This is a genomic window from Streptomyces sp. NPDC018045 (assembly GCF_044327445.1).
Lineage (GTDB): Bacteria > Actinomycetota > Actinomycetes > Streptomycetales > Streptomycetaceae > Streptomyces.
In genome coordinates, this window is sequence record NZ_JBIRFL010000005.1 from 513446 (window position 1) to 532195 (window position 18750).

Here is an 18750-nt window from a genome sequence, read left to right on the forward strand (position 1 = left end):
GATGGGCGCGGGCGCTTTGCGGCGCATTCTCCCGATGGCGGGCCGGCCGAAAGCCCGGCGTTGACGAGGTTGTTTAGTTGTGCTTCATTGTGTGTGATTGTGTTTGATGGGTGTGACGGTGTGCCCGAGGAGTGCTCCAGTGAAGAAGACGACGACCCGGCTCGCCGACGGCCGGGAGCTCATCTACTACGACCTGCGCGACGACGCGGTGCGCGACGCCACCGACCGCCGCCCGCTCGACCCGGTCTCCACCGCCTCCGAGATCCGCCACGACCGCCTGCTCGGGGACGCGGTCGCCGTCGCCTCGCACCGCCAGGGCCGTACGTACCACCCGCCGGCCGACGCCTGCCCGCTGTGCCCCTCCCGCGACGGCCGCGCCACCGAGATCCCCGCCGCCGACTACGACGTCGCCGTCTTCGAGAACCGTTTTCCCTCCCTGGCCGGCGACACCGGCCGCTGCGAGGTCGTCTGCTTCACCCCCGACCACGACGCCTCCTTCGCCGACCTCACCGAGGAGCAGGCCGCTCTCGTCCTGGAGGCGTGGACCGACCGCACCGCCGAACTCTCCCAACTGCCCGGCGTCCGGCAGGTCTTCTGCTTCGAGAACCGCGGCGCGGAGATCGGCGTCACCCTCGGCCACCCGCACGGCCAGATCTACGCCTACCCCTTCACCACCCCCCGCACCGAACGCATGCTCGCCTCGCTCACCGCCCACCGCGAGCGCACCGGCGGCCGCAACCTCTTCGACGACGTCCTCGCCGACGAACGCGCCGACGGCCGCCGCGTCGTCCTGGACACCGCCCACTGGACCGCCTTCGTCCCGTACGCCGCCCACTGGCCGTACGAGGTCCACCTCTACCCCAAGCGCCGGGTCCCCGACCTGCTCGCCCTCGGCGAGGACGCGCGCACAGAGTTCCCACAGGTCTATCTGGAAGTTTTGCGGCGCTTCGACCGGATCTTCGGCCCCGGTGAGCCGCCGACCCCGTACATCGCCGCCTGGCACCAGGCGCCGCTGTACGCCGCCGAACGCGGCGAGTTCGCGCTCCATCTGGAGCTTTTCACCGTCCGCCGTACTTCCGGCAAGCTGAAGTTCCTCGCGGGTTCCGAATCCGGCATGAACGTGTTCATCAACGACGTGCCGCCGGAGGCTGCGGCCGAGCGACTGCGAGAGGTAGCGAGCGAGTGAGCAACAAGTACCTGGTCACCGGCGGCGCGGGATACGTGGGCAGCGTCGTGGCGGCACACCTGGTCGAAGCCGGGCACACCGTCACGGTCCTCGACGACCTGTCCACCGGACACCGCGAGGGCGTCCCGGCCGGCACCCGCTTCATCGAGGGCCGCGTCCAGGACGCCGCCCGCCACCTGGACCCCTCCTACGACGCGGTGCTGCACTTCGCCGCCTTCTCCCAGGTCGGCGAGTCCGTCACCGACCCCGAGAAGTACTGGCGCAACAACGTCGGCGGCACCATGGACCTGCTCGCCGCCATGCGCGGCGCCGGCGTGCGCACGCTGGTGTTCTCCTCCACCGCCGCGACCTACGGCGAGCCCGAGCGCACCCCGATCACCGAATCCGCGCCCACCGCGCCCACCAGCCCGTACGGCGCCTCCAAGCTCGCCGTCGACCACCTGATCGCGGGCGAGTGCGCCGCACACGGTCTGGCCGCCGTCTCGCTGCGCTACTTCAACGTCGCGGGCGCCTACGGCGACTGCGGCGAGCGCCACGACCCCGAATCGCACCTGATCCCCCTCGTCCTCCAGGTCGCCCAGGGCAAGCGGGAGGCCATCTCCGTCTACGGCGACGACTACCCCACGCCCGACGGCACCTGCGTACGCGACTACATCCACGTCGCCGACCTGGCGCAGGCCCACCTGCTCGCCCTGGAGGCGCCCGCCCCCGGCGAGCACCTCATCTGCAACCTCGGCAACGGCAACGGCTTCTCCGTACGCGAGGTCATCGAGACCGCCCGCAAGGTCACCGGCCACCCCGTACCCGAGATCACCGCGGGCCGCCGCGGTGGCGACCCCGCCGTCCTGGTCGCCTCCGCGCAGACCGCGGCCGACCGGCTCGGCTGGCGCCCCAGCCGTACCGGCCTGGCCGACATCGTCGCCGACGCCTGGGAGTTCGCCCGGCGCAGGGAGGCCGGCACCCCATGACGGACACCAGCGGCCCGGCCGCGGACCGGGAGCAGCGCGCCCGGCGCACCGCCGAGCGCTTCCGCGAGGTGTACGGCGCCGCCCCCGCCGGGGTGTGGGCGGCGCCCGGCCGCGTCAACCTGATCGGCGAACACACCGACTACAACGACGGCTTCGTGATGCCGCTGGCGCTGCCGCACACCACCCTCGCCGCCGCCGCGCCCCGCGCCGACGGCGTCCTGCGGGTGCACTCCGGCGACGGCGGCGGCAACGGCCGGATCGCCGAACTGCGCCCGGCCGCCCTGCGCCCGGCCTCCGGCGGCGGCTGGGCGGACTACCCGGCGGGCATCGCCTGGGCCCTGCGCGAGGCCGGACTGCCCGTCGGCGGCGCCGATCTCCACTACGACAGCACCGTCCCGGTCGGCGCCGGGCTGTCCTCGTCGGCCGCCCTGGAAGTCGTCACCGCGCTCGCCCTCGACGAGCTGTACGGACTCGGGCTCACCCGGCAGCGCCTGGCGCGGCTCGCGCAGCGCGCCGAGAACGCCTTCGTGGGCGTGCCCTGCGGCATCATGGACCAGACCGCGGCGGCCTGCTGCACGGACGGCCACGCGCTGTTCCTGGACACCCGCGATCTCGTACAGCGGCAGGTCCCGTTCGATTTGGCGGGGGCGGGGCTGCGGCTCCTGGTCGTCGACACCCGGGTGCGGCACGAGCTGGGGGACGGCGCGTACGCACAGCGCCGCGCCATGTGCGAGCGCGGTGCGCGGGCGCTCGGCGTACACGCGCTGCGTGACGTGCCGTACGCACACCTGCCCGCGGCCCTGGACGGACTGGCGGCGGAGCGGGGCGGTCCCGACGCCGACGGTCCCGATGTCCGGGCCGCCGTCCGGCACGTCGTCACCGAGAACCGGCGGGTCGAGGACGTCATCGCCCACCTGGACGCCGGCGAGCCCCGCGCCATCGGCCCGCTGCTGACCGCGGGACACGCCTCGCTGCGCGACGACTTCCGGGTCTCCTGCGCGGAGCTGGACCTCGCCGTCGAGGCGGCGGGCGCGGCCGGCGCGCTGGGGGCGCGGATGACGGGCGGCGGGTTCGGCGGCTCGGCCGTCGTCCTCGTCGAGGAGGCGGCCGCGGACACCGTCGCCGGGCGGATCACCGAGGCGTTCGCGGCGGCGGGACACGCGGCGCCCCGGATCTTTCCGGCCGTTCCGAGCGCGGGGGCGCGGCGGCTGCTGTGAGGGGCGGAGCCGGGGGAGGCCCCGTCCCGGGCGCGCCCCGGCCCGCCCTCCGGCCGATCGGATTGAGACGAACCTTGTCGACTTGTGTCCCTCGACGGCCGCTGGGCCCCACCCTGAACACTCGGGCCGGGCAGTTTTGCCAATAGCCTTCCGTTGCCGCACCCCGTCCGTACTCTGAGTCCCAGCACCGGTGGGGGCCGGTGCTGATCAGGGGGCGAGACAGTCGGGTACGACGCCCGGGGTGGGGCGGTCATGCGGCACGGCGGCGGCCGTGCGGCTGCGTCGGCCTTTGTCCCGGGCGTCGTGCCCACTTGGTCCGTTCCCCGAGACAGGGGGTCTCAGTGCAACGCATCCGGGTTCTGGTGGTCGACGACCACCGCATCTTCGCCGAGTCCCTGGCGGCCGCGCTCGCGGCCGAACAGGACGTGGACGTGGCCGCGGCCGGCAGCGGACCGGCGGCCCTGCGCAGCCTGGAGCGGGCGGCCACGGACGGCCGGCGCTTCGACGTGATGCTCATCGACGCCGACCTCGGCACCGTCCCGGCGCCGCTGGCATCCGTACCGGACCGGCCCGCGCAGGGCCGCGACGGCGCCTCGGACGGCGGCCCGCTGGACGGCATCTCGCTGGTCGCGGGCGTCCGTACGGCGTACCCGTACGTCCGTACCGTCGTGCTCGCCGAGAAGGACGACCCGCGCCGGGCCGCCTTCGCCCTGCAGGCGGGCGCCGGCGGCTGGGTCGCCAAGGACTGCTCGCTCTCCCGCCTGCTCGCCGTCATCCGCGGCGTGCTGCGCGACGAGACGCACCTGCCGCCCGCGCTGCTGACCGGCGTCCTGCGGGAGCTGACGGCGGCCCGCAAGCACCGTACGGAGAGCGAGCGGCTGGTGGAGTCGCTGACCCCGCGCGAGCGCGAGGTGCTGCGCTGCATGGTGGCGGGGCTGGGCCGCAAGGCGGTCGCCGAGCGGCTCTTCCTGTCCCCGCACACGGTCCGTACACACATGCAGAACGTGCTCGGCAAGCTGGGCGTCCACTCGACGCTCGCCGCCGTGGCACTGGCGCGGCGGGCCGGGGTGGGCCCGGTGGAGCTGGAACCGGCCACCGCCGCGGCGTCCGCGCTGACCTGAGGACCGGCGCGGGCCCGGCCCGCGCCGCGCCCGGCACCGGCCGCTTCCCGGTCAGGCGCCCGCGGACACCGCCCCGTGCGGGTCCCTCAGCACGGCCACGCCGCGGGCCGGCAGCGCTATCCGGTACGTGTGGCCCGCCCGCTCCCCGCGCGTCCCGGTGAGCGCGTCGGCCATCGGGCAGGGCAAGGCGATGTCGGCTGCCCCCGCGCCGTGGTTGAGCAGGAAGAGGAAGCGCCCGCCGGCGCCCTCCCGTACGGTGGCCTGCACTCCTTCGGGCAGCCCGGCCAGCACCGGCCGGACGCCCGCCGTCGCCCGAACGCCGTCCATCAGGGCACGCATCAGCGCCGGTTCGAGGCGGGTGGCGACGTACGTCACCGTGCCCGCGCCGTAACCGTGCCGGGTGACGGCCGGGCCGCCCGCCAGGTCACCGTCCGTGAACCGTGCGACGGGCTCGGCGCCTTCGAGGCGGACGGCCTCCGACCACAGGTCCGCCGTACCGGCGGGCAGCTCCCAGGCGCCGCCCGCCGTCGCGTGCCCCTGGCCGCCGCCGGGCCCGCCACCCCGCGCCCGCCGCCCGCCCGCCAGGCCCCGTACGCCCACCGTCGCACCCTCGTCCAGCGGCCAGAACTCCTCCACCCGCAGGCCCAGCAGCGACCGCAGCGGCCCCGGACAGCCGCCGGGGTGCACCCGGTCGCAGTCGTCCACGACGCCCGAGAAGAACGACACCAGCAGATGCCCGCCGCCCCGCACGTAGGACGCCAGCCGCTGGGCGCCGTCCTCGGTCAGCAGATACAGGTTCGGCACGACGACCAGCCGGTAGCCGGACAGGTCACGGTCCGGTGGCACGACGTCGCACGCGACACCCGCCTCGAACAGCGGACGGTAGTGCCCCAGCGCCAGCTCCGGCAGGCGCAGCGCCGTCGACGGGTGGGAGTCCAGCTCCAGGGCCCGCCAACTGTCCCAGTCCGTCACCAGCGCCGCCGTCGGCCGCACCACCCGCGTCCCCGCGATCTCCGGTACGGACGCCAGCTCCCGCCCCAGCTCCGCGGCCTCGCGGAAGATCCGGGTGTCCGTACCGGCGTGCGGCACCACCGCGGAGTGGAACTTCTCCGCGCCGCCGCGCGACTGCCGCCACTGGAAGTACAGGACGGCGTCCGCGCCCTGCGCGACGGCCTGCCAGCTCCACAGGCGCATCGCGCCCGGTGGCTTGGGCCCGTTGCGGGCCCGCCAGTTCACCGCGCCGGGCGCCTGCTCCAGCAGCAGCCAGGGCTGCCCGCCGCGCGCCGAACGCATCAGGTCGAAGGTGTACGCGGCCTTCAGATGCGTCTCCGGGTCGAACGGGTCCTGGTAGAAGTCCAGTGCCATCGCGTCCATGTCCCGCGACCACGCGAAGGCGTCCACCGGCTTGTGGAACGGCATCAGATTCGTGGTCACCGGCACCCCGGGGCACACCCGCTCCAGCACCGTCCGTTCCGCCAGATAGCAGCGGCGCAGCGCGTCGTCGCCGAAGCGCAGGTAGTCGAGCTGGTGGGCCGGGTTGGGGAAGGTGGGCGCGGTACGCGGCGGCAGCACCTCCTCGAAGTCCGTGTACGCCTGCGACCAGAAGGCCGTCGACCAGGCGTCGTTGAGCCGCGCCACGCTCCCGTACCGCGCGCGCAGCCAGCGCCGGAAGTCCGCGGCGGACACGTCGCAGAAGCACTGGCGGGTGTGGCAGCCGTACTCGTTGCCGACGTGCCACAGGGCCAGCGCCGAGTGCCCGGCGTAGCGGGCGGCGAGCCGTTCGACGAGGCGGACCGCGTGCTCGCGGTAGACCGGGCTGGACGGGCAGTAGTGCTGCCGGCCGCCGGGCCAGCGGCGCTGCCCGTCCGGGCCCTGCGGCAGCACCTCCGGGTGCGCGCGGGTGAGCCACGGCGGCGGGGAGGCGGTCATGGTGGCCAGGCACACGCGGACGCCCGCGCCGCCGAGGCCGTCCAGGACGCGGTCGAACCAGTCGAAGTCGTACGCACCGGGCCGGGGCTCGGCCTTCGCCCACGAGAAGATCCCGGCGGTGACCATGGTGACGTGGGCCCGCTTCATCAGGCTGAGGTCCTCTTCCCACACCTCCTCGGGCCACTGCTCGGGGTTGTAGTCCGCACCGAAATGGATGCCCATCGGGTTCCCTTGGTCGCGACGTGTACCGGCACGAGCTGCGGGCGGCACGACCGGCCGTGCGCGGGGCGGGCCACCCGTACCCCCATGATTCCCGCGCGCGGGCCCCGCACCGCGCACATCCGGCCGCGCACCGGTGCGGCGCACCCGTCAGGACGCGTTCGTCCGCCCAGGAGGGGGCCGCCCGTCAGGAGGAGCTCTTCCGTACGCTCCAGCCACCGTCCACGACCAGGTCCGCCCCGGTCACGTACGACGCGTCACCGGAGAGCAGGAACGCGACGGCGGCCGCCACCTCCTCCGGCCGCCCGAGCCGCCCGGCCGCCGTCGCCTCGGCGCTGGCCCGCCGGTCCGCCGCGTCGACGGACTCCCAGGCGGCGGTCAGCACCGGGCCCGGCAGCACGCTGTTCACCCGGACCTGCGGCCCGTACTCGACCGCGAGCTGGCGCGCCAGCCCGGTCAGCCCCGCCTTGGACGCCGCGTACGCGGGACGGCCCGGCAGGCCGAAGTGCGCCTGCACCGACGAGGTGAGCACGACCGCGCCGCGCCGCTCCCGCAGATCCGGCAGTACGGCCCGCACGCCCAGGAAGGCCCCGGTCAGGTTCACCGCGAGCTGCCGGTCCCAGTCCGCCGGCGCCGCCAGGTCGGCGGGCGCGTGCGGACCTTGCAGGGCGGCGTTGCTGACCAGCGCGTCCACCGGCCCGTACCGCTCCCGGGCGGTCCGCGCGGCGCGCTGCCAGTGGTCCTCGCGTGCCACGTCGCAGTGCTCGTACGAGGCCCGGCCGCCGAGGGCGCGGATCCGGCGGGCGGTGCGCTCGCCGCGCTCGTCGTCGATGTCCAGGAGCAGCACCCGCGCGCCCTCGGCCGCCAGCCGGTCGGCGGTCGCCGCGCCGATCCCGGCGGCGGCGCCGGTCACCAGGGCCGTACGCCCGGTGAACCGTGATCCGTCCGGCGCTCCGACAGGCCGCCGGTGCCCGTGCCGCCCGGGGCGGCCCTGCTGCCCGTACGGGTCCTGCGGGCCAGGCCGGGCCTCGTGGCCTGGCCCGGCTTCGTGCCCCGGCCCGACTTCGTGGCCTGACCGGATCTCGTGCCCCGGCCCGGCTTCGTGCCCCTGCTGGCCCCGTGGGCCGTGCTGGCTCATGGTCGCGATCCAAGCCCAACGGGCGGGGGCGCGGCAAGGGGACGGGGGCGGGCCGACCGGCGGTCCCGTACGGCCGTCAGCCCGGCGTGTTGTCGAACGGCGCCGTCAACTGCCGCAGCAGCCCGGCCAGTTCGCCGCGCTGCTGGTGGGACAGCTCGGCCAGGATCGCGCGCTCCTGCGTGAGCAGCCCGGCCAGAGACTCGTCGGCCGCCTCGCGCCCCTCCGGGGTCAGCCGGACCAGTACGCCGCGCCGGTCGCTGGGGTCGGGCAGCCGTTCGACCAGGCCCTTCTTTGTCAGCCGGTCGATGCGGTTGGTCATCGTGCCGGACGTGACGAGGGTCTGCGTCAGCAGCGCGCCGGGGGAGAGTTGATACGGGGCCCCCGCGCGGCGCAGCGCGGTGAGCACGTCGAACTCCCAGGGCTCCAGACCGACCTCGGAGAAGGCGAGGCGGCGCGCGCGGTCGAGGTGTCTGGCCAGCCTGCTGATGCGGCTGAGGACCTCAAGTGGTTCCACGTCGAGGTCCGGGCGCTCCCGGCGCCATGCTGCGACCAGTCGATCGACCTCGTCCTCCATGTCGATCAGTCTAGTTGGTCTGTCGACGTAAAGTCTCTTGACATCAAGATATATTCTCGCGGACTATTGGGCATCGTCGGCGGTGGGCTCACGCCGCGCTCGCGTGGCCTGTACCAACCCTGCACCAGCCGAAGGGGTTCGAACATGCACGTCGCACCAACCTGGGATCCGCAGCAGTACCTGCGCCACGCCGGACACCGTACGCGCCCGTTCCACGATCTCCTCGCCCGCATACCCGAGCTGCCCCACCGCAACCGCCCCGCCCGCATCGCCGACCTCGGCTGCGGCCCCGGCAACGTCACCGTCCAGCTCGCCGACCGCTGGCCCGACGCGCACATCACCGGCCTGGACAGTTCCGCGGACATGCTCAAGGAGGCCGAGGCGTACGCGGGCCCCACCCCCGGCGGCGGCCACCTCGACTTCGGACCCGCCGACGCCGCGGACTGGCGCCCCGCCGAACCGTTCGACCTGATCGTCTCCAACGCGGCGCTCCAGTGGGTCCCCGACCACCCCGCCTCCTTCCCCGCGTGGATCGACGGCCTCACCCCCGGCGGCACCCTCGCCTTCCAGGTCCCCGGCAACTTCACCGCGCCCAGCCACGCACTGCTCGGCGAACTCTGCGACGAACCCCAATGGCGCGACCGCCTCGCCGGCCACGGCCGCCGCTTCGTCCACATCCTCGACCCCACCGCCTACCTGGAACGCCTCACCGCGCTCGGCTGCGCGGTGGACGCCTGGGAGACGACCTACGTCCAGCTCCTGCCCGGCGAGGACCCGGTCCTCGACTGGGTCAAGGGCACCGCCCTGCGCCCCGTGCTGACCGCCCTGGAGGACGACCCGGCGGCCCGCGACGAATTCCTCTCCCAGTACCGCGACCTGCTGCGCAAGTCCTACCCGCCCGGCCCGCACGGCACGGTCTTCCCGTTCCGCCGCATCTTCGTGGTGGCCCACAAGGAACACTGACCCACTGAGGTGAAGCCATGATCACCGGCCTCGACCACGTCCAGCTCGCCGCCCCGCCCGGCAGCGAAACCGCCCTGCGCGCGTTCTACGGCGGCGTCCTCGGCCTACGGGAGATCCCCAAGCCCCCGGCACTCGCCACCCGAGGCGGATGCTGGTTCGAGGCCGGCCCCACCGCCCAACTCCACCTCGGCATCGACCCCCACTTCCACCCCGCCCACAAGGCCCACCCCGCCCTACGCGTCACCGCCATCCACACCCACGCCACCCGCCTGACCACCCACGGCACCACCGTCACCTGGGACGACGAACTTCCCGGGCACGACCGCTTCTATGTGGTGGACCCGGTCGGCAATCGGCTGGAGTTCCTGGAGCGGCGGAGCAGCCGGTGACCGTGCGGTGGCCTGCCTACGGAAGGGGAGCGTCTGGGGCGGGGCGCCGGGGAACACCTGGAGAAAAGCCTGGGCCGGCGCAGCGGAACTCACCGTGTCACGGCCGGTGGTCGTCCGCATGACGCTGAATCCGCCCACCAACCGCCCGATGAGGCGACGATTTACGGAATGGGGTCCCGGTGGCTGAGCGTCCCCGGGAAATGCTTGATGAAATCGGCCTCGTCGGAGACGAACAGAGTCCCCCAGGACCCATCGGAAAAACCGAACTGCATCTCGTTCTTCGGCTCGTGGCGCCGGGTCCAGGCCAGGACATCATGCGGGAAGGAGACGCCCAGCTCGACGGCCTCACCCAGCCCGCCACGGATACGCCGGTACTGGACGTAGACAAAACGCAGACTGACGTCCGTGACGGCCACGACGGCGGCCGCCCCGGTCTTGGACCGCGGCTGACCGGCCACAAGGAACTGCCCGGCCAGACTGTCCCACCCGCCGAAGAACGATTCCTTGTCCTTCTGGCGCTTGCCCCGCAGCGAAGGCCCTTCGATGGAGGCACCTCGTTGCTGGGAAGGCACATCGGTGGTGAAGATACGAAAGAGCCGGGAAAGGAAGCGGGCCCAGCCGTCCCCATCCTTCTCCTGCCCCACCAGCACCTTGGGCCGCCGCGAGTCCGGCGCACTGCTGCTCCCGCCCTGACTCCGGCTGAACGCCAGCGAACGTGAGACCGCGAAGCCCGCCAGGAGCCGCTCGCCCGGCGGTAGCGCGGACAGGACCTTCTGCTCAAGCTCGGGTGTCACGACTGAGAACTCCTGGGTCTGTCGGGAATCGCGGCGGCAATCGGTGGGACGAGCCCGCACCATCGTCGGTTCCTCCCGGGCGAGGTGCTCGTCGAGGGGACGCACGGCTCTCTCGTCATCCGAACACCGAATCCGCCGAGGCCGAAGTGCGTTCGCAGGGCGACGTGACTTCAGCGGATAATACGCCGGCCGCTGCATCTGTGGAGAGAGAAAACGCAAAGCCCGTGGACCGCGGAGTCACTGCATCCCCGGCCTGTGCTCGCACGCCTTCACCATTGTCGGCCGGAGCCATTTCCCATCCTTGGGAGGCGAAAGCAGTGACGACACGGGAGAGTGCCGCTGTGAGGTCGGCAGCCTGCGCACCTTCGAGGCGCCAGCCGTGCTTCGCCGAACAGGCGGAACGCAAGCCCTTGCGCCAGCAGACCGCACACGTGACCGTGGTGGCCTGTCGGCCGCCGACTATGCGAGCCGACAGCGCGGCGGCATCCAGCAGGCGGCTGGAGTGCCAGAACAATTCTTGCTGAACCGCCGCGGCCGGCTCGACCGCCGTCACCGGCGCGCTCTGTCGCATGGCCCGGTAGTCCTCGATCTCCTGGTCAGTGCCCCAATCGATGGTCTTGAGGATCTCGGCGAAGAGTTCGGAGTGCAGTTCCCACGCCTCAGGGGACGGGCAATCGAGAGTGAAAATGAGCATTTCCCGGGTGCCGGGCAGGGGGATGTACACCTGGATCTGCGACTGCTGCACCGGCAGCGGCTGACCGGTGGGCGACCACCCGGCGTCGAGGAGGAAGACAGCGGAGCCGACACGGGTCAGAGCAGGACCGCATGGCAGCTCGACGATCTGGTACTCGTCGTCCGGATGCTTGCGTTCCAGCGCCTCCCGAGTGACACGCAGCAGGCTCTCTTCGTCCGTACTGTCGTGCTCGACCTGGCTGACCATGATGGTGGAAGCCGTGGGACGCCCCTCCACTTCCAGGAAGCACAACCCGGCATACATAACGTCGGCCTCGATCATCGCTTCCATCTGCGCACCGATGCCCAGAGCGAAACGGAACTGGTCCTGCGCCGAGTGCTCCGGCATCAGTTCGGTGACCAATGCATGCAGACGCTCGGCTGCGGCATCGGCGTCCGGAGCGTCGAGCGGTACCTCGCGAAGGAACGGCGGCATGATCCAACCGATGTGCAGCCGTGAACGCGGTTGGGCCGCGGTCGGTGCCGTCTGGCCGCTCATGCCTTCGAGTGGTGTCTGTGACATGCGGGAAACCCCTCGTATCAGGCCGCGAGCGTCTGGTGGAACTTGGCCCCGGAAGCCGTCTGCTCCTGCCCGGACGGACGGTGATCCTGCCCGTGGAGGAAAGAACCGCCCTTGATTCCGAGCTGGATGCCGTGAATGGCGCCGTCGGAAAGCTGCGCTCCTCCGAACGCCTTGCCCAGCCCGGCGTTGATCATCTTCATGCTGAAGGGCTTCGCCAGGCCGTCGCGGATGCCTCCGGGAGTCTCCCTGAGGACGTTCTTGACGTTGCCCAGCCCTTTGACGGCGCCGCCCACCTTCGCGCCCAACTTGGCCCCGGCAGCGGCTTCCTTGAATCCGGCGGTAGCGACCTTGATCGCGCCGCCGAACCCGGGTAGCACGCCGAGCGCGTCCAGGCCGACTTTCCAGCCCGGCGTGCCGTTGCCGCGGGCGTTGCCCATCCAGTGGCCTGCCATCGCACCTGCCGCACACACCGCCGAGGCGCCGCCCAGAAGGGCGGACCCCACCTGACCGACCACGGGGATGACATTGACCGCCAGCGCAGCCGCTGCCAGCCCCGCAGAGATGTTGGACAGCAGATCCGCATGCTCCACCAACCAGTCCTTGAACCCCCGCCACGCGCTCTTGAGGCCGTCGACGGCGCGGTTCCACCAGTGGATGTCCGGCGGGTGATTCTCCGAGGCCTTGAGGATGGCGCGTTCAGCCTCGCCGGCGCGGTCCTTCCACTGGGCGTGGATGCGCTCCGCCTCGCGGACCAGGTCGTCGAGCTTGTCCTTGGAGGTGTTGGCCTTGTCGCGGACCGCGTCCATCGTGTCGTCGATTTTCTTGGCTTCCGCCGCTTCCATCGGCTGGCCGAAGTACGGCTGGTACTTGCGGTACAGCTCGTTGAAGTGCTCGCGGTCGGCGTCCGCCTGCTTGCGGGCCGGGGCGGCTTCCGCCTCGACCTTCCCGGCCTTGTCCTGGAAGGTCTGCAGGTGGGTGTGCCAGCCACGCAGCGCCTTCGCGCAGTCGTGCATGGACTCGCTGCCCTGCTTGAGGTACTTGGGCAGCTCGCCGAGCTTCTTGGCGAAGTTTTGTGCCGCCTCGCCCTCCCACGCGCCGTCGCTCTTGCCGACGGCCTTGAGCAGTTGGTCGAGCTCATCGAGTTCGTCACCGACGGACTTGACGTCGGACGCCAGCGCCTGGATCGCGTGCAGATCTCCCTTGGCCGGATTGAAGCCGACGCCGGGCCACGCCGAATCGTCCTCGATGAACATGCTCCGCCAGGACATGCGTTCCCCCCAGGGTGAAAGATTTGGTACCGGCCGCTCGGGCGGTTACTTCTTGCCGCTGAGCATCTTGCGGTTTTCCTCTTCGCCGGCTTGGTAGGCATCCAGTGTGGCCTTGAGGCGTTCGTGGATGTCTTTGGCGGCGTCCGCGATGCGCTTGATGCCATCGCCCCACTGGTCCTGGAACTCGTCACAGGCGTCGTCGAGGCCCTCGGTACCCAGGGCCTTCGGGCCCACCTTGTTCAGGCGCTTCTGAGCGTCCCGCATACGGTCGTCGGCGTCCGAGAGTTTGGTGAGCATCTTCTGTACGCGCTCGACGTCGATCCGGAAGTCATTCGCCATGTCGCGGTTCGCCCCCCGTGGAGTGCGGCTGTTTCAGCCAGGTCTTTCCCTGAATGTCGTGGGGAGAGATTACGGCGTCCGCGTCGTGAATATCGAGGCGGGGTGGGGGAGGGGCGCGAGGAAATGTGGGGGGATTATAGCGCGTGTTGGTATGAGCTCAGGTGATGAGAGGGTAAAGGGAGTGGAAATAGTCCTGCGCCGTGGCTTAGTTAATTCGGTCATATTTCGGTGAGTGTCGCACCGAGTGGGGGATGGGAGGTTATGGGTCTTGAGGCTCTCTTGTCGCCCTATAGCTCTTATTTGGTGATATGCGCGAGGCCCGTGCAGGGAGTTCCCTGACGGGTGAGTGGTTCTGTGGCGCGGGGGCTGTCCGCTCCGTGGCGGAGGCGGCGCGAGCGGAAGTCCGTATCGGGCTCGGCGCGGCCTCCCGGTCAGGATCGGCGGTGGCCTATCAGGCGGGGCTTGGGTTCCAGGCCGTCGAGGCCGTGCCAGGCGAGGTTTACCAGGTGGGCGGCCACCTCGGGCTTTTTCGGTTTGCGGGCGTCCAGCCACCACTGGCCGGTCAGGGCGACCATGCCGACCAGGGCCTGGGCGTACAGGGGGGCCAGCTTCGGGTCGAAGCCGCGGGCCTTGAACTCCAGGCCCAGGATGTCCTCCACCTGGGTGGCGATGTCGCTGATCAGCGACGCGAAGGTGCCGGTGGACTGGGCGACGGGGGAGTCGCGGACCAGGATGCGGAAGCCGTCGGTGTACGTCTCGATGTAGTCGAGGAGCGCGAACGCGGCCTGTTCGAGGAGTTCGCGGGGGTGGCCGGCGGTCAGGGCGCCGGTGACCATGTCCAGGAGCTGGCGCATCTCGCGGTCCACCACGACCGCGTACAGCCCTTCCTTGCCGCCGAAGTGCTCGTACACGACCGGCTTGGAGACGCCGGCCTTGGCCGCGATCTCCTCGACCGAGGTGCCCTCGAAGCCGCGCTCCGCGAAGAGGGCGCGACCGATGTCGAGCAACTGCTCACGGCGCTGGGCGCCCGTCATCCGCACCCTGCGGGTGCGTCGGGTGCCCGCGCCGGAGGGGGCCTTGCCCTGGTTGTCGTTCACGCTGCTGCCGTCGATCGCCACCCGTCCATCATGCCTCCCCCGGCTACGGCCGACCGGCAGCCCCGCGCCCGGCCTCGTCCAGGCGCTTGGCGTCGAGCCGCGAGGCGTTCGGCCAGCGCACGTCGTACGCCCAGCCGGCCTTTTCGAACCAGCGGATGAGGCGGGCGCTGGAGTCGAGCTGCCCCTTCAGCACGCCGTGCCGTGCGCACGTCGGGTCGGCGTGGTGCAGGTTGTGCCAGGACTCGCCGCAGGAGAGCACCGCCAGCCACCAGACGTTGCCGGAGCGGTCGCGGGACTTGAACGGGCGCTTGCCGACGGCGTGGCAGATGGAGTTGATCGACCAGGTGACGTGGTGGAGCAGGCCGACGCGGACCAGCGAGCCCCAGAAGAACGCGGTGGCCGCGCCCTGCCAGGACATCGTGACCAGGCCCCCGATCAGGGGCGGGGTGAGCAGGGAGACGACCGTCCACAGGACGAACTGGCGGGAGACGCGGCGGATCGCGTCGTCCTTGATCAGGTCCGGCGCGTACTTGTGCTGCGGCGTCTGCTCCTCGTCGAACATCCAGCCGATGTGGGCCCACCACAGGCCCTTCATGAGCGCCGGCACCGTCTCGCCGAACCGCCAGGGGGAGTGCGGGTCACCCTCGGCGTCGGAGAACTTGTGGTGCTTGCGGTGGTCGGCCACCCAGCGCACCAGCGGCCCCTCGACCGCCAGCGAGCCCATGATCGCCAGCGCGATCCGCAGCGGGCGCCTGGCCTTGAAGGCGCCGTGGGTGAAGTAGCGGTGGAAGCCGATGGTGATGCCGTGGCAGCCGATGAAGTACATCGCCGCCAGCAGCGCCAGGTCGAGCCAGCTCACGCCCCAGCCCCAGGCCAGCGGCACCGCGGCCACCAGCGCCACGAAGGGCAGGGTGATGAACAGCAGCAGGGTGATCTGTTCGACCGAGCGTTTGCTGTCACTGCCGAGCGTCGCGGACGGCAGCGGGTCTTCGGCGGTTTTCGGTGACTCTTCGATGACTTCGGGGCTAGCGGTCATGTGGTGTCCCTCGTCGGGGGCTCGGGGCACGGTTACGGCTACGGGACCGTAACCTACGGTCTCGTAAGTATGGCAGCGTCGCCAGCACGGACAAGGGTCCGACAGGTCGGTAACGGGTGACCGAATTGCGGCAAAACAAGGCAGGGAAGAGTGCAAGTTCCGTCACACATGGACAACGACCAGGTGTGAGCGCCGACCGCGACAGGTAGGTGCCCACAGAACGGACAGAGTGATCCGCCGACGCCGCGGAGACCTATCCTGGGGAACGTCGGACAGCGCGGTCCGCGAACCGCCCCCAGCAGCCGCCGGGGGCACCCCCAGCAGCCGCTGGGGAGCACCCCTGCCAGCGCCCGGACGTGCTCAGATCACGAAGATCACTGCAAGGAGCCGCACCTGTGAGCAGTGCCGACAACACCCCCGCCGCGACCGACGAGCGCACCGACGCCACCGACACCCCGGCCGCCCCCGACGCCGCCCGTGACAACGGGCCCCTGCGCGCCGACATCCGCCGCCTCGGCGACCTCCTCGGCGAGACCCTCGTCCGCCAGGAAGGCCAGGAACTGCTCGACCTCGTCGAACAGGTCCGTGCCCTGACCCGCACCGACGGCGAGGCCGCCGCCCGGCTCCTCGGCGAGACCGACCTGGCCACCGCCGCCAAGCTGGTCCGCGCCTTCTCCACCTACTTCCACCTCGCCAACGTCACCGAGCAGGTCCACCGCGGCCGCGAACTGCGCGCCAAGCGCGCCGCCGAAGGCGGCATCCTCGCCCGCACCGCCGACATGCTCAAGGACGCCGACCCCGAGCACCTGCGCGCCACCGCCGCCAACCTCGGCGTACGGCCCGTCTTCACCGCACACCCCACCGAAGCCGCCCGCCGCTCCGTCCTGACCAAGCTCCGCAAGGTCGCCGAACTCCTCGACCGTACGGACACCACCGAGCGCCGCCGCGCCGACCTGCGCCTCGCCGAGAACATCGACCTCATCTGGCAGACCGACGAACTGCGCGTCGCCCGCCCCGAGCCCACCGACGAGGCCCGCAACGCCATCTACTACCTCGACGAGCTCGGCCGCGGCGCCGTCGGCGACGTCCTCGAAGACCTCGCCGCCGAACTGGAGCGGGCCGGCGCCCAGCTCCCGCCCGGCACCCGCCCCCTCACCTTCGGCACCTGGATCGGCGGCGACCGCGACGGCAACCCCAACGTCACCCCTCAGGTCACCTGGGACGTCCTGATCCTCCAGCACGAACACGGCATCACCGACGCCCTCGAACACATCGACGAGCTGCGCGGCGCCCTGTCCAACTCCATCCGCAACTGCGGCGCCACCGACGAACTCCTCACCTCCCTCCAGCAGGACCTCGACGCGCTCCCCGAGATCAGCCCCCGCTACAAGCGGCTGAACGCCGAGGAGCCCTACCGCCTCAAGGCCACCTGCATCCGTCAGAAGCTCGTCAACACCCGCGAGCGCCTGGCCAACGACACCCCGCACGTCCCCGGCCGCGACTACCTCGGCACCACCGGCCTCATCGAGGACCTCACCCTCATCCAGACCTCGCTGCGCGAGCACCGCGGCGGCCTCGTCGCCGACGGCCGCCTGGAGCGCACGATCCGCACCATCGCCGCCTTCGGCCTCCAGCTCGCCACCATGGACGTCCGCGAACACGCCGACGCCCACCACCACGCCCTCGGCCAGCTCTTCGACCGCCTCGGCGAGGAATCCTGGCGCTACACCGACATGCCGCGCGACTACCGCCGCAAGCTCCTCGCCAAGGAACTGCGCTCGCGCCGCCCCCTCGCCCCCAGCCCCGCCCCCCTCGACGAGGACGGCGCCAAGACCCTCGGCGTCTTCCGCACCGTCCTCAAGGCCAAGGAGACCTTCGGCCCCGAGGTCGTCGAGTCGTACATCATCTCCATGTGCCAGGGCTCCGACGACGTCTTCGCCGCCACCGTCCTCGCCCGCGAAGCCGGCCTCATCGACCTGCACGCCGGCTGGGCCAAGATCGGCATCGTGCCGCTCCTGGAGACCACCGACGAACTCAAGATCGCCGACCAGCTCCTCGACGAGATGCTCGCCGACCCCTCCTACCGGCGCCTGGTCGCCCTGCGCGGCGACGTCCAGGAGGTCATGCTCGGCTACTCCGACTCCTCCAAGTTCGGCGGCATCACCACCAGCCAGTGGGAGATCCACCGCGCCCAGCGCCTGCTGCGCGACGTCGCCCACCGGCACGGCGTACGCCTACGCCTCTTCCACGGCCGCGGCGGCACCGTCGGCCGCGGCGGCGGCCCCTCCCACGACGCGATCCTCGCCCAGCCCTACGGCACCCTCGAAGGCGAGATCAAGGTCACCGAACAGGGCGAGGTCATCTCCGACAAGTACCTGGTCCCCTCCCTCGCCCGGGAGAACCTGGAACTGACCGTCGCCGCCACCCTCCAGGCCTCCGCGCTGCACACCGCGCCCCGCCAGTCCGACGAGGCCCTCGCCCGCTGGGACGCCGCCATGGAGACCGTCTCCGACGCCGCCCACGGCGCGTACCGCAAGCTCGTCGAGGACCCCGACCTGCCCGCGTACTTCTTCGCGTCCACGCCGGTCGACCAGCTCGCCGAACTCCACCTCGGCTCCCGGCCCTCCCGCCGCCCCGACTCCGGCGCCGGCCTCGACGGCCTGCGCGCCATCCCGTGGGTCTTCGGCTGGACCCAGTCCCGCCAGATCGTCCCCGGCTGGTTCGGCGTCGGTACGGGCCTCAAGGCCGCCCGCGAAGCCGGACTCGACGTCGTCCTCGACGAGATGCACGAGCACTGGCACTTCTTCCGCAACTTCCTGTCCAACGTCGAGATGACGCTGGCCAAGACCGACCTGCGGATCGCCCGGCACTACGTCGACACGCTCGTGCCCGACGAGCTCAAGCACGTCTTCGACACCATCAAGGCCGAGCACGAACTGACCGTGCAGGAAGTCCTGCGCGTCACGGGCGAGAGCGAACTGCTCGAATCCAACCCGGTCCTGAAGCAGACCTTCCACATCCGCGACGCCTACCTGGACCCGATCTCCTACCTCCAGGTGACCCTGCTGCACCGCCAGCGGACCGCCGCCGAACGTGGCGAGGAAGCCGACCCGGTCCTGGCCCGGGCCCTGCTCCTGACGGTCAACGGCGTGGCCGCGGGACTCCGCAACACCGGATGATCCGACGGCCGGCCCGGCGGGACCCGGGCCGGCCGCCGCACACCGGATGACTGACCGCCCTCGAACACCGGACGGGCG

16 protein-coding genes are annotated in these 18750 nt (G+C 71.6%); 7 read left to right on the forward strand and 9 right to left on the reverse strand.

Features of this window, described 5'->3' with window-relative positions; genetic code table 11:
* Positions 1–139 precede the first annotated feature (139 nt).
* The 4 genes from galT (at position 140) to ACH4EB_RS16000 (ending at position 4492) form a co-directional block, all read left to right on the forward strand.
* On the forward strand, positions 140–1186 hold the full coding sequence (galT, locus tag ACH4EB_RS15985; RefSeq protein ID WP_398348046.1) for a galactose-1-phosphate uridylyltransferase: 1047 nt from the start codon (positions 140–142) through the stop codon (positions 1184–1186).
* The gene (galE, locus tag ACH4EB_RS15990; RefSeq protein ID WP_398348048.1) at positions 1183–2154 is read left to right on the forward strand and encodes a UDP-glucose 4-epimerase GalE; all 972 of its coding nucleotides are present in this window, start codon (positions 1183–1185) and stop codon (positions 2152–2154) included. The genes galT and galE overlap by 4 nt, the downstream gene beginning before the upstream one ends.
* Positions 2151–3371: a galactokinase gene (galK, locus tag ACH4EB_RS15995; RefSeq protein ID WP_398348050.1), complete on the forward strand. Its 1221-nt coding sequence runs from the start codon at positions 2151–2153 to the stop codon at positions 3369–3371. The genes galE and galK overlap by 4 nt, the downstream gene beginning before the upstream one ends.
* A gap of 341 nt (positions 3372–3712) precedes the next feature.
* A complete protein-coding gene (locus tag ACH4EB_RS16000) occupies positions 3713–4492 on the forward strand; it encodes a LuxR C-terminal-related transcriptional regulator (protein WP_398348051.1) in 780 nt (259 codons plus the stop codon).
* A gap of 51 nt (positions 4493–4543) precedes the next feature.
* Here ACH4EB_RS16000 and ACH4EB_RS16005 read toward each other — a convergent pair whose 3' ends face one another.
* From ACH4EB_RS16005 to ACH4EB_RS16015, 3 genes are all read right to left on the reverse strand, one after another.
* Positions 4544–6643, reverse strand: coding sequence for a beta-galactosidase (locus ACH4EB_RS16005; RefSeq protein WP_398348052.1), 2100 nt, complete (start codon positions 6641–6643; stop codon positions 4544–4546).
* Positions 6644–6827: 184 nt separating this feature from the next.
* Positions 6828–7556 (reverse strand): SDR family NAD(P)-dependent oxidoreductase, encoded by a 729-nt coding sequence (locus ACH4EB_RS16010; protein ID WP_398348135.1) that lies wholly within the window; start codon positions 7554–7556, stop codon positions 6828–6830.
* 298 nt (positions 7557–7854) lie between these two features.
* Positions 7855–8352, reverse strand: a complete 498-nt coding sequence (locus ACH4EB_RS16015; RefSeq protein WP_398348054.1) for a MarR family winged helix-turn-helix transcriptional regulator — start codon at positions 8350–8352, stop codon at positions 7855–7857.
* Positions 8353–8496: 144 nt separating this feature from the next.
* Here ACH4EB_RS16015 and ACH4EB_RS16020 point away from each other — a divergent pair, with 144 nt between their 5' ends.
* Together ACH4EB_RS16020 and ACH4EB_RS16025 are read left to right on the forward strand one after the other, a co-directional pair.
* Entirely contained in the window at positions 8497–9315 is an 819-nt protein-coding gene (locus ACH4EB_RS16020) for a trans-aconitate 2-methyltransferase (protein WP_398348055.1), read from the forward strand.
* Positions 9316–9332: 17 nt separating this feature from the next.
* Complete coding sequence (locus ACH4EB_RS16025) at positions 9333–9704, forward strand: VOC family protein (protein WP_398348056.1); 372 nt, start codon at positions 9333–9335, stop codon at positions 9702–9704.
* Positions 9705–9865: 161 nt separating this feature from the next.
* On the opposite strand, the gene ACH4EB_RS16030 is transcribed toward ACH4EB_RS16025, so the two are convergent.
* From ACH4EB_RS16030 to ACH4EB_RS16055, 6 genes are all read right to left on the reverse strand, one after another.
* Positions 9866–10498, reverse strand: coding sequence for a hypothetical protein (locus ACH4EB_RS16030; RefSeq protein WP_398348057.1), 633 nt, complete (start codon positions 10496–10498; stop codon positions 9866–9868).
* 115 nt (positions 10499–10613) lie between these two features.
* Entirely contained in the window at positions 10614–11753 is a 1140-nt protein-coding gene (locus ACH4EB_RS16035; protein WP_398348058.1) for a hypothetical protein, read from the reverse strand.
* Positions 11754–11770: 17 nt separating this feature from the next.
* Positions 11771–13006: a WXG100 family type VII secretion target gene (locus tag ACH4EB_RS16040; protein ID WP_398348059.1), complete on the reverse strand. Its 1236-nt coding sequence runs from the start codon at positions 13004–13006 to the stop codon at positions 11771–11773.
* A 60-nt stretch (positions 13007–13066) separates the two neighbouring features.
* A complete protein-coding gene (locus ACH4EB_RS16045) occupies positions 13067–13360 on the reverse strand; it encodes a WXG100 family type VII secretion target (RefSeq protein ID WP_398348060.1) in 294 nt (97 codons plus the stop codon).
* A gap of 431 nt (positions 13361–13791) precedes the next feature.
* Positions 13792–14478 carry a TetR family transcriptional regulator gene (locus tag ACH4EB_RS16050; protein ID WP_398348061.1) on the reverse strand — a complete coding sequence of 229 codons (687 nt, stop codon included), beginning with the start codon at positions 14476–14478 and terminating at the stop codon, positions 13792–13794.
* Positions 14479–14500: 22 nt separating this feature from the next.
* A complete protein-coding gene (locus tag ACH4EB_RS16055; RefSeq protein ID WP_398348063.1) occupies positions 14501–15493 on the reverse strand; it encodes an acyl-CoA desaturase in 993 nt (330 codons plus the stop codon).
* A gap of 395 nt (positions 15494–15888) precedes the next feature.
* Between ACH4EB_RS16055 and ppc the strand changes: the two genes are divergently transcribed.
* Positions 15889–18672: a phosphoenolpyruvate carboxylase gene (gene ppc, locus ACH4EB_RS16060; RefSeq protein ID WP_398348064.1), complete on the forward strand. Its 2784-nt coding sequence runs from the start codon at positions 15889–15891 to the stop codon at positions 18670–18672.
* The last annotated feature ends 78 nt before the right edge of the window (positions 18673–18750 follow it).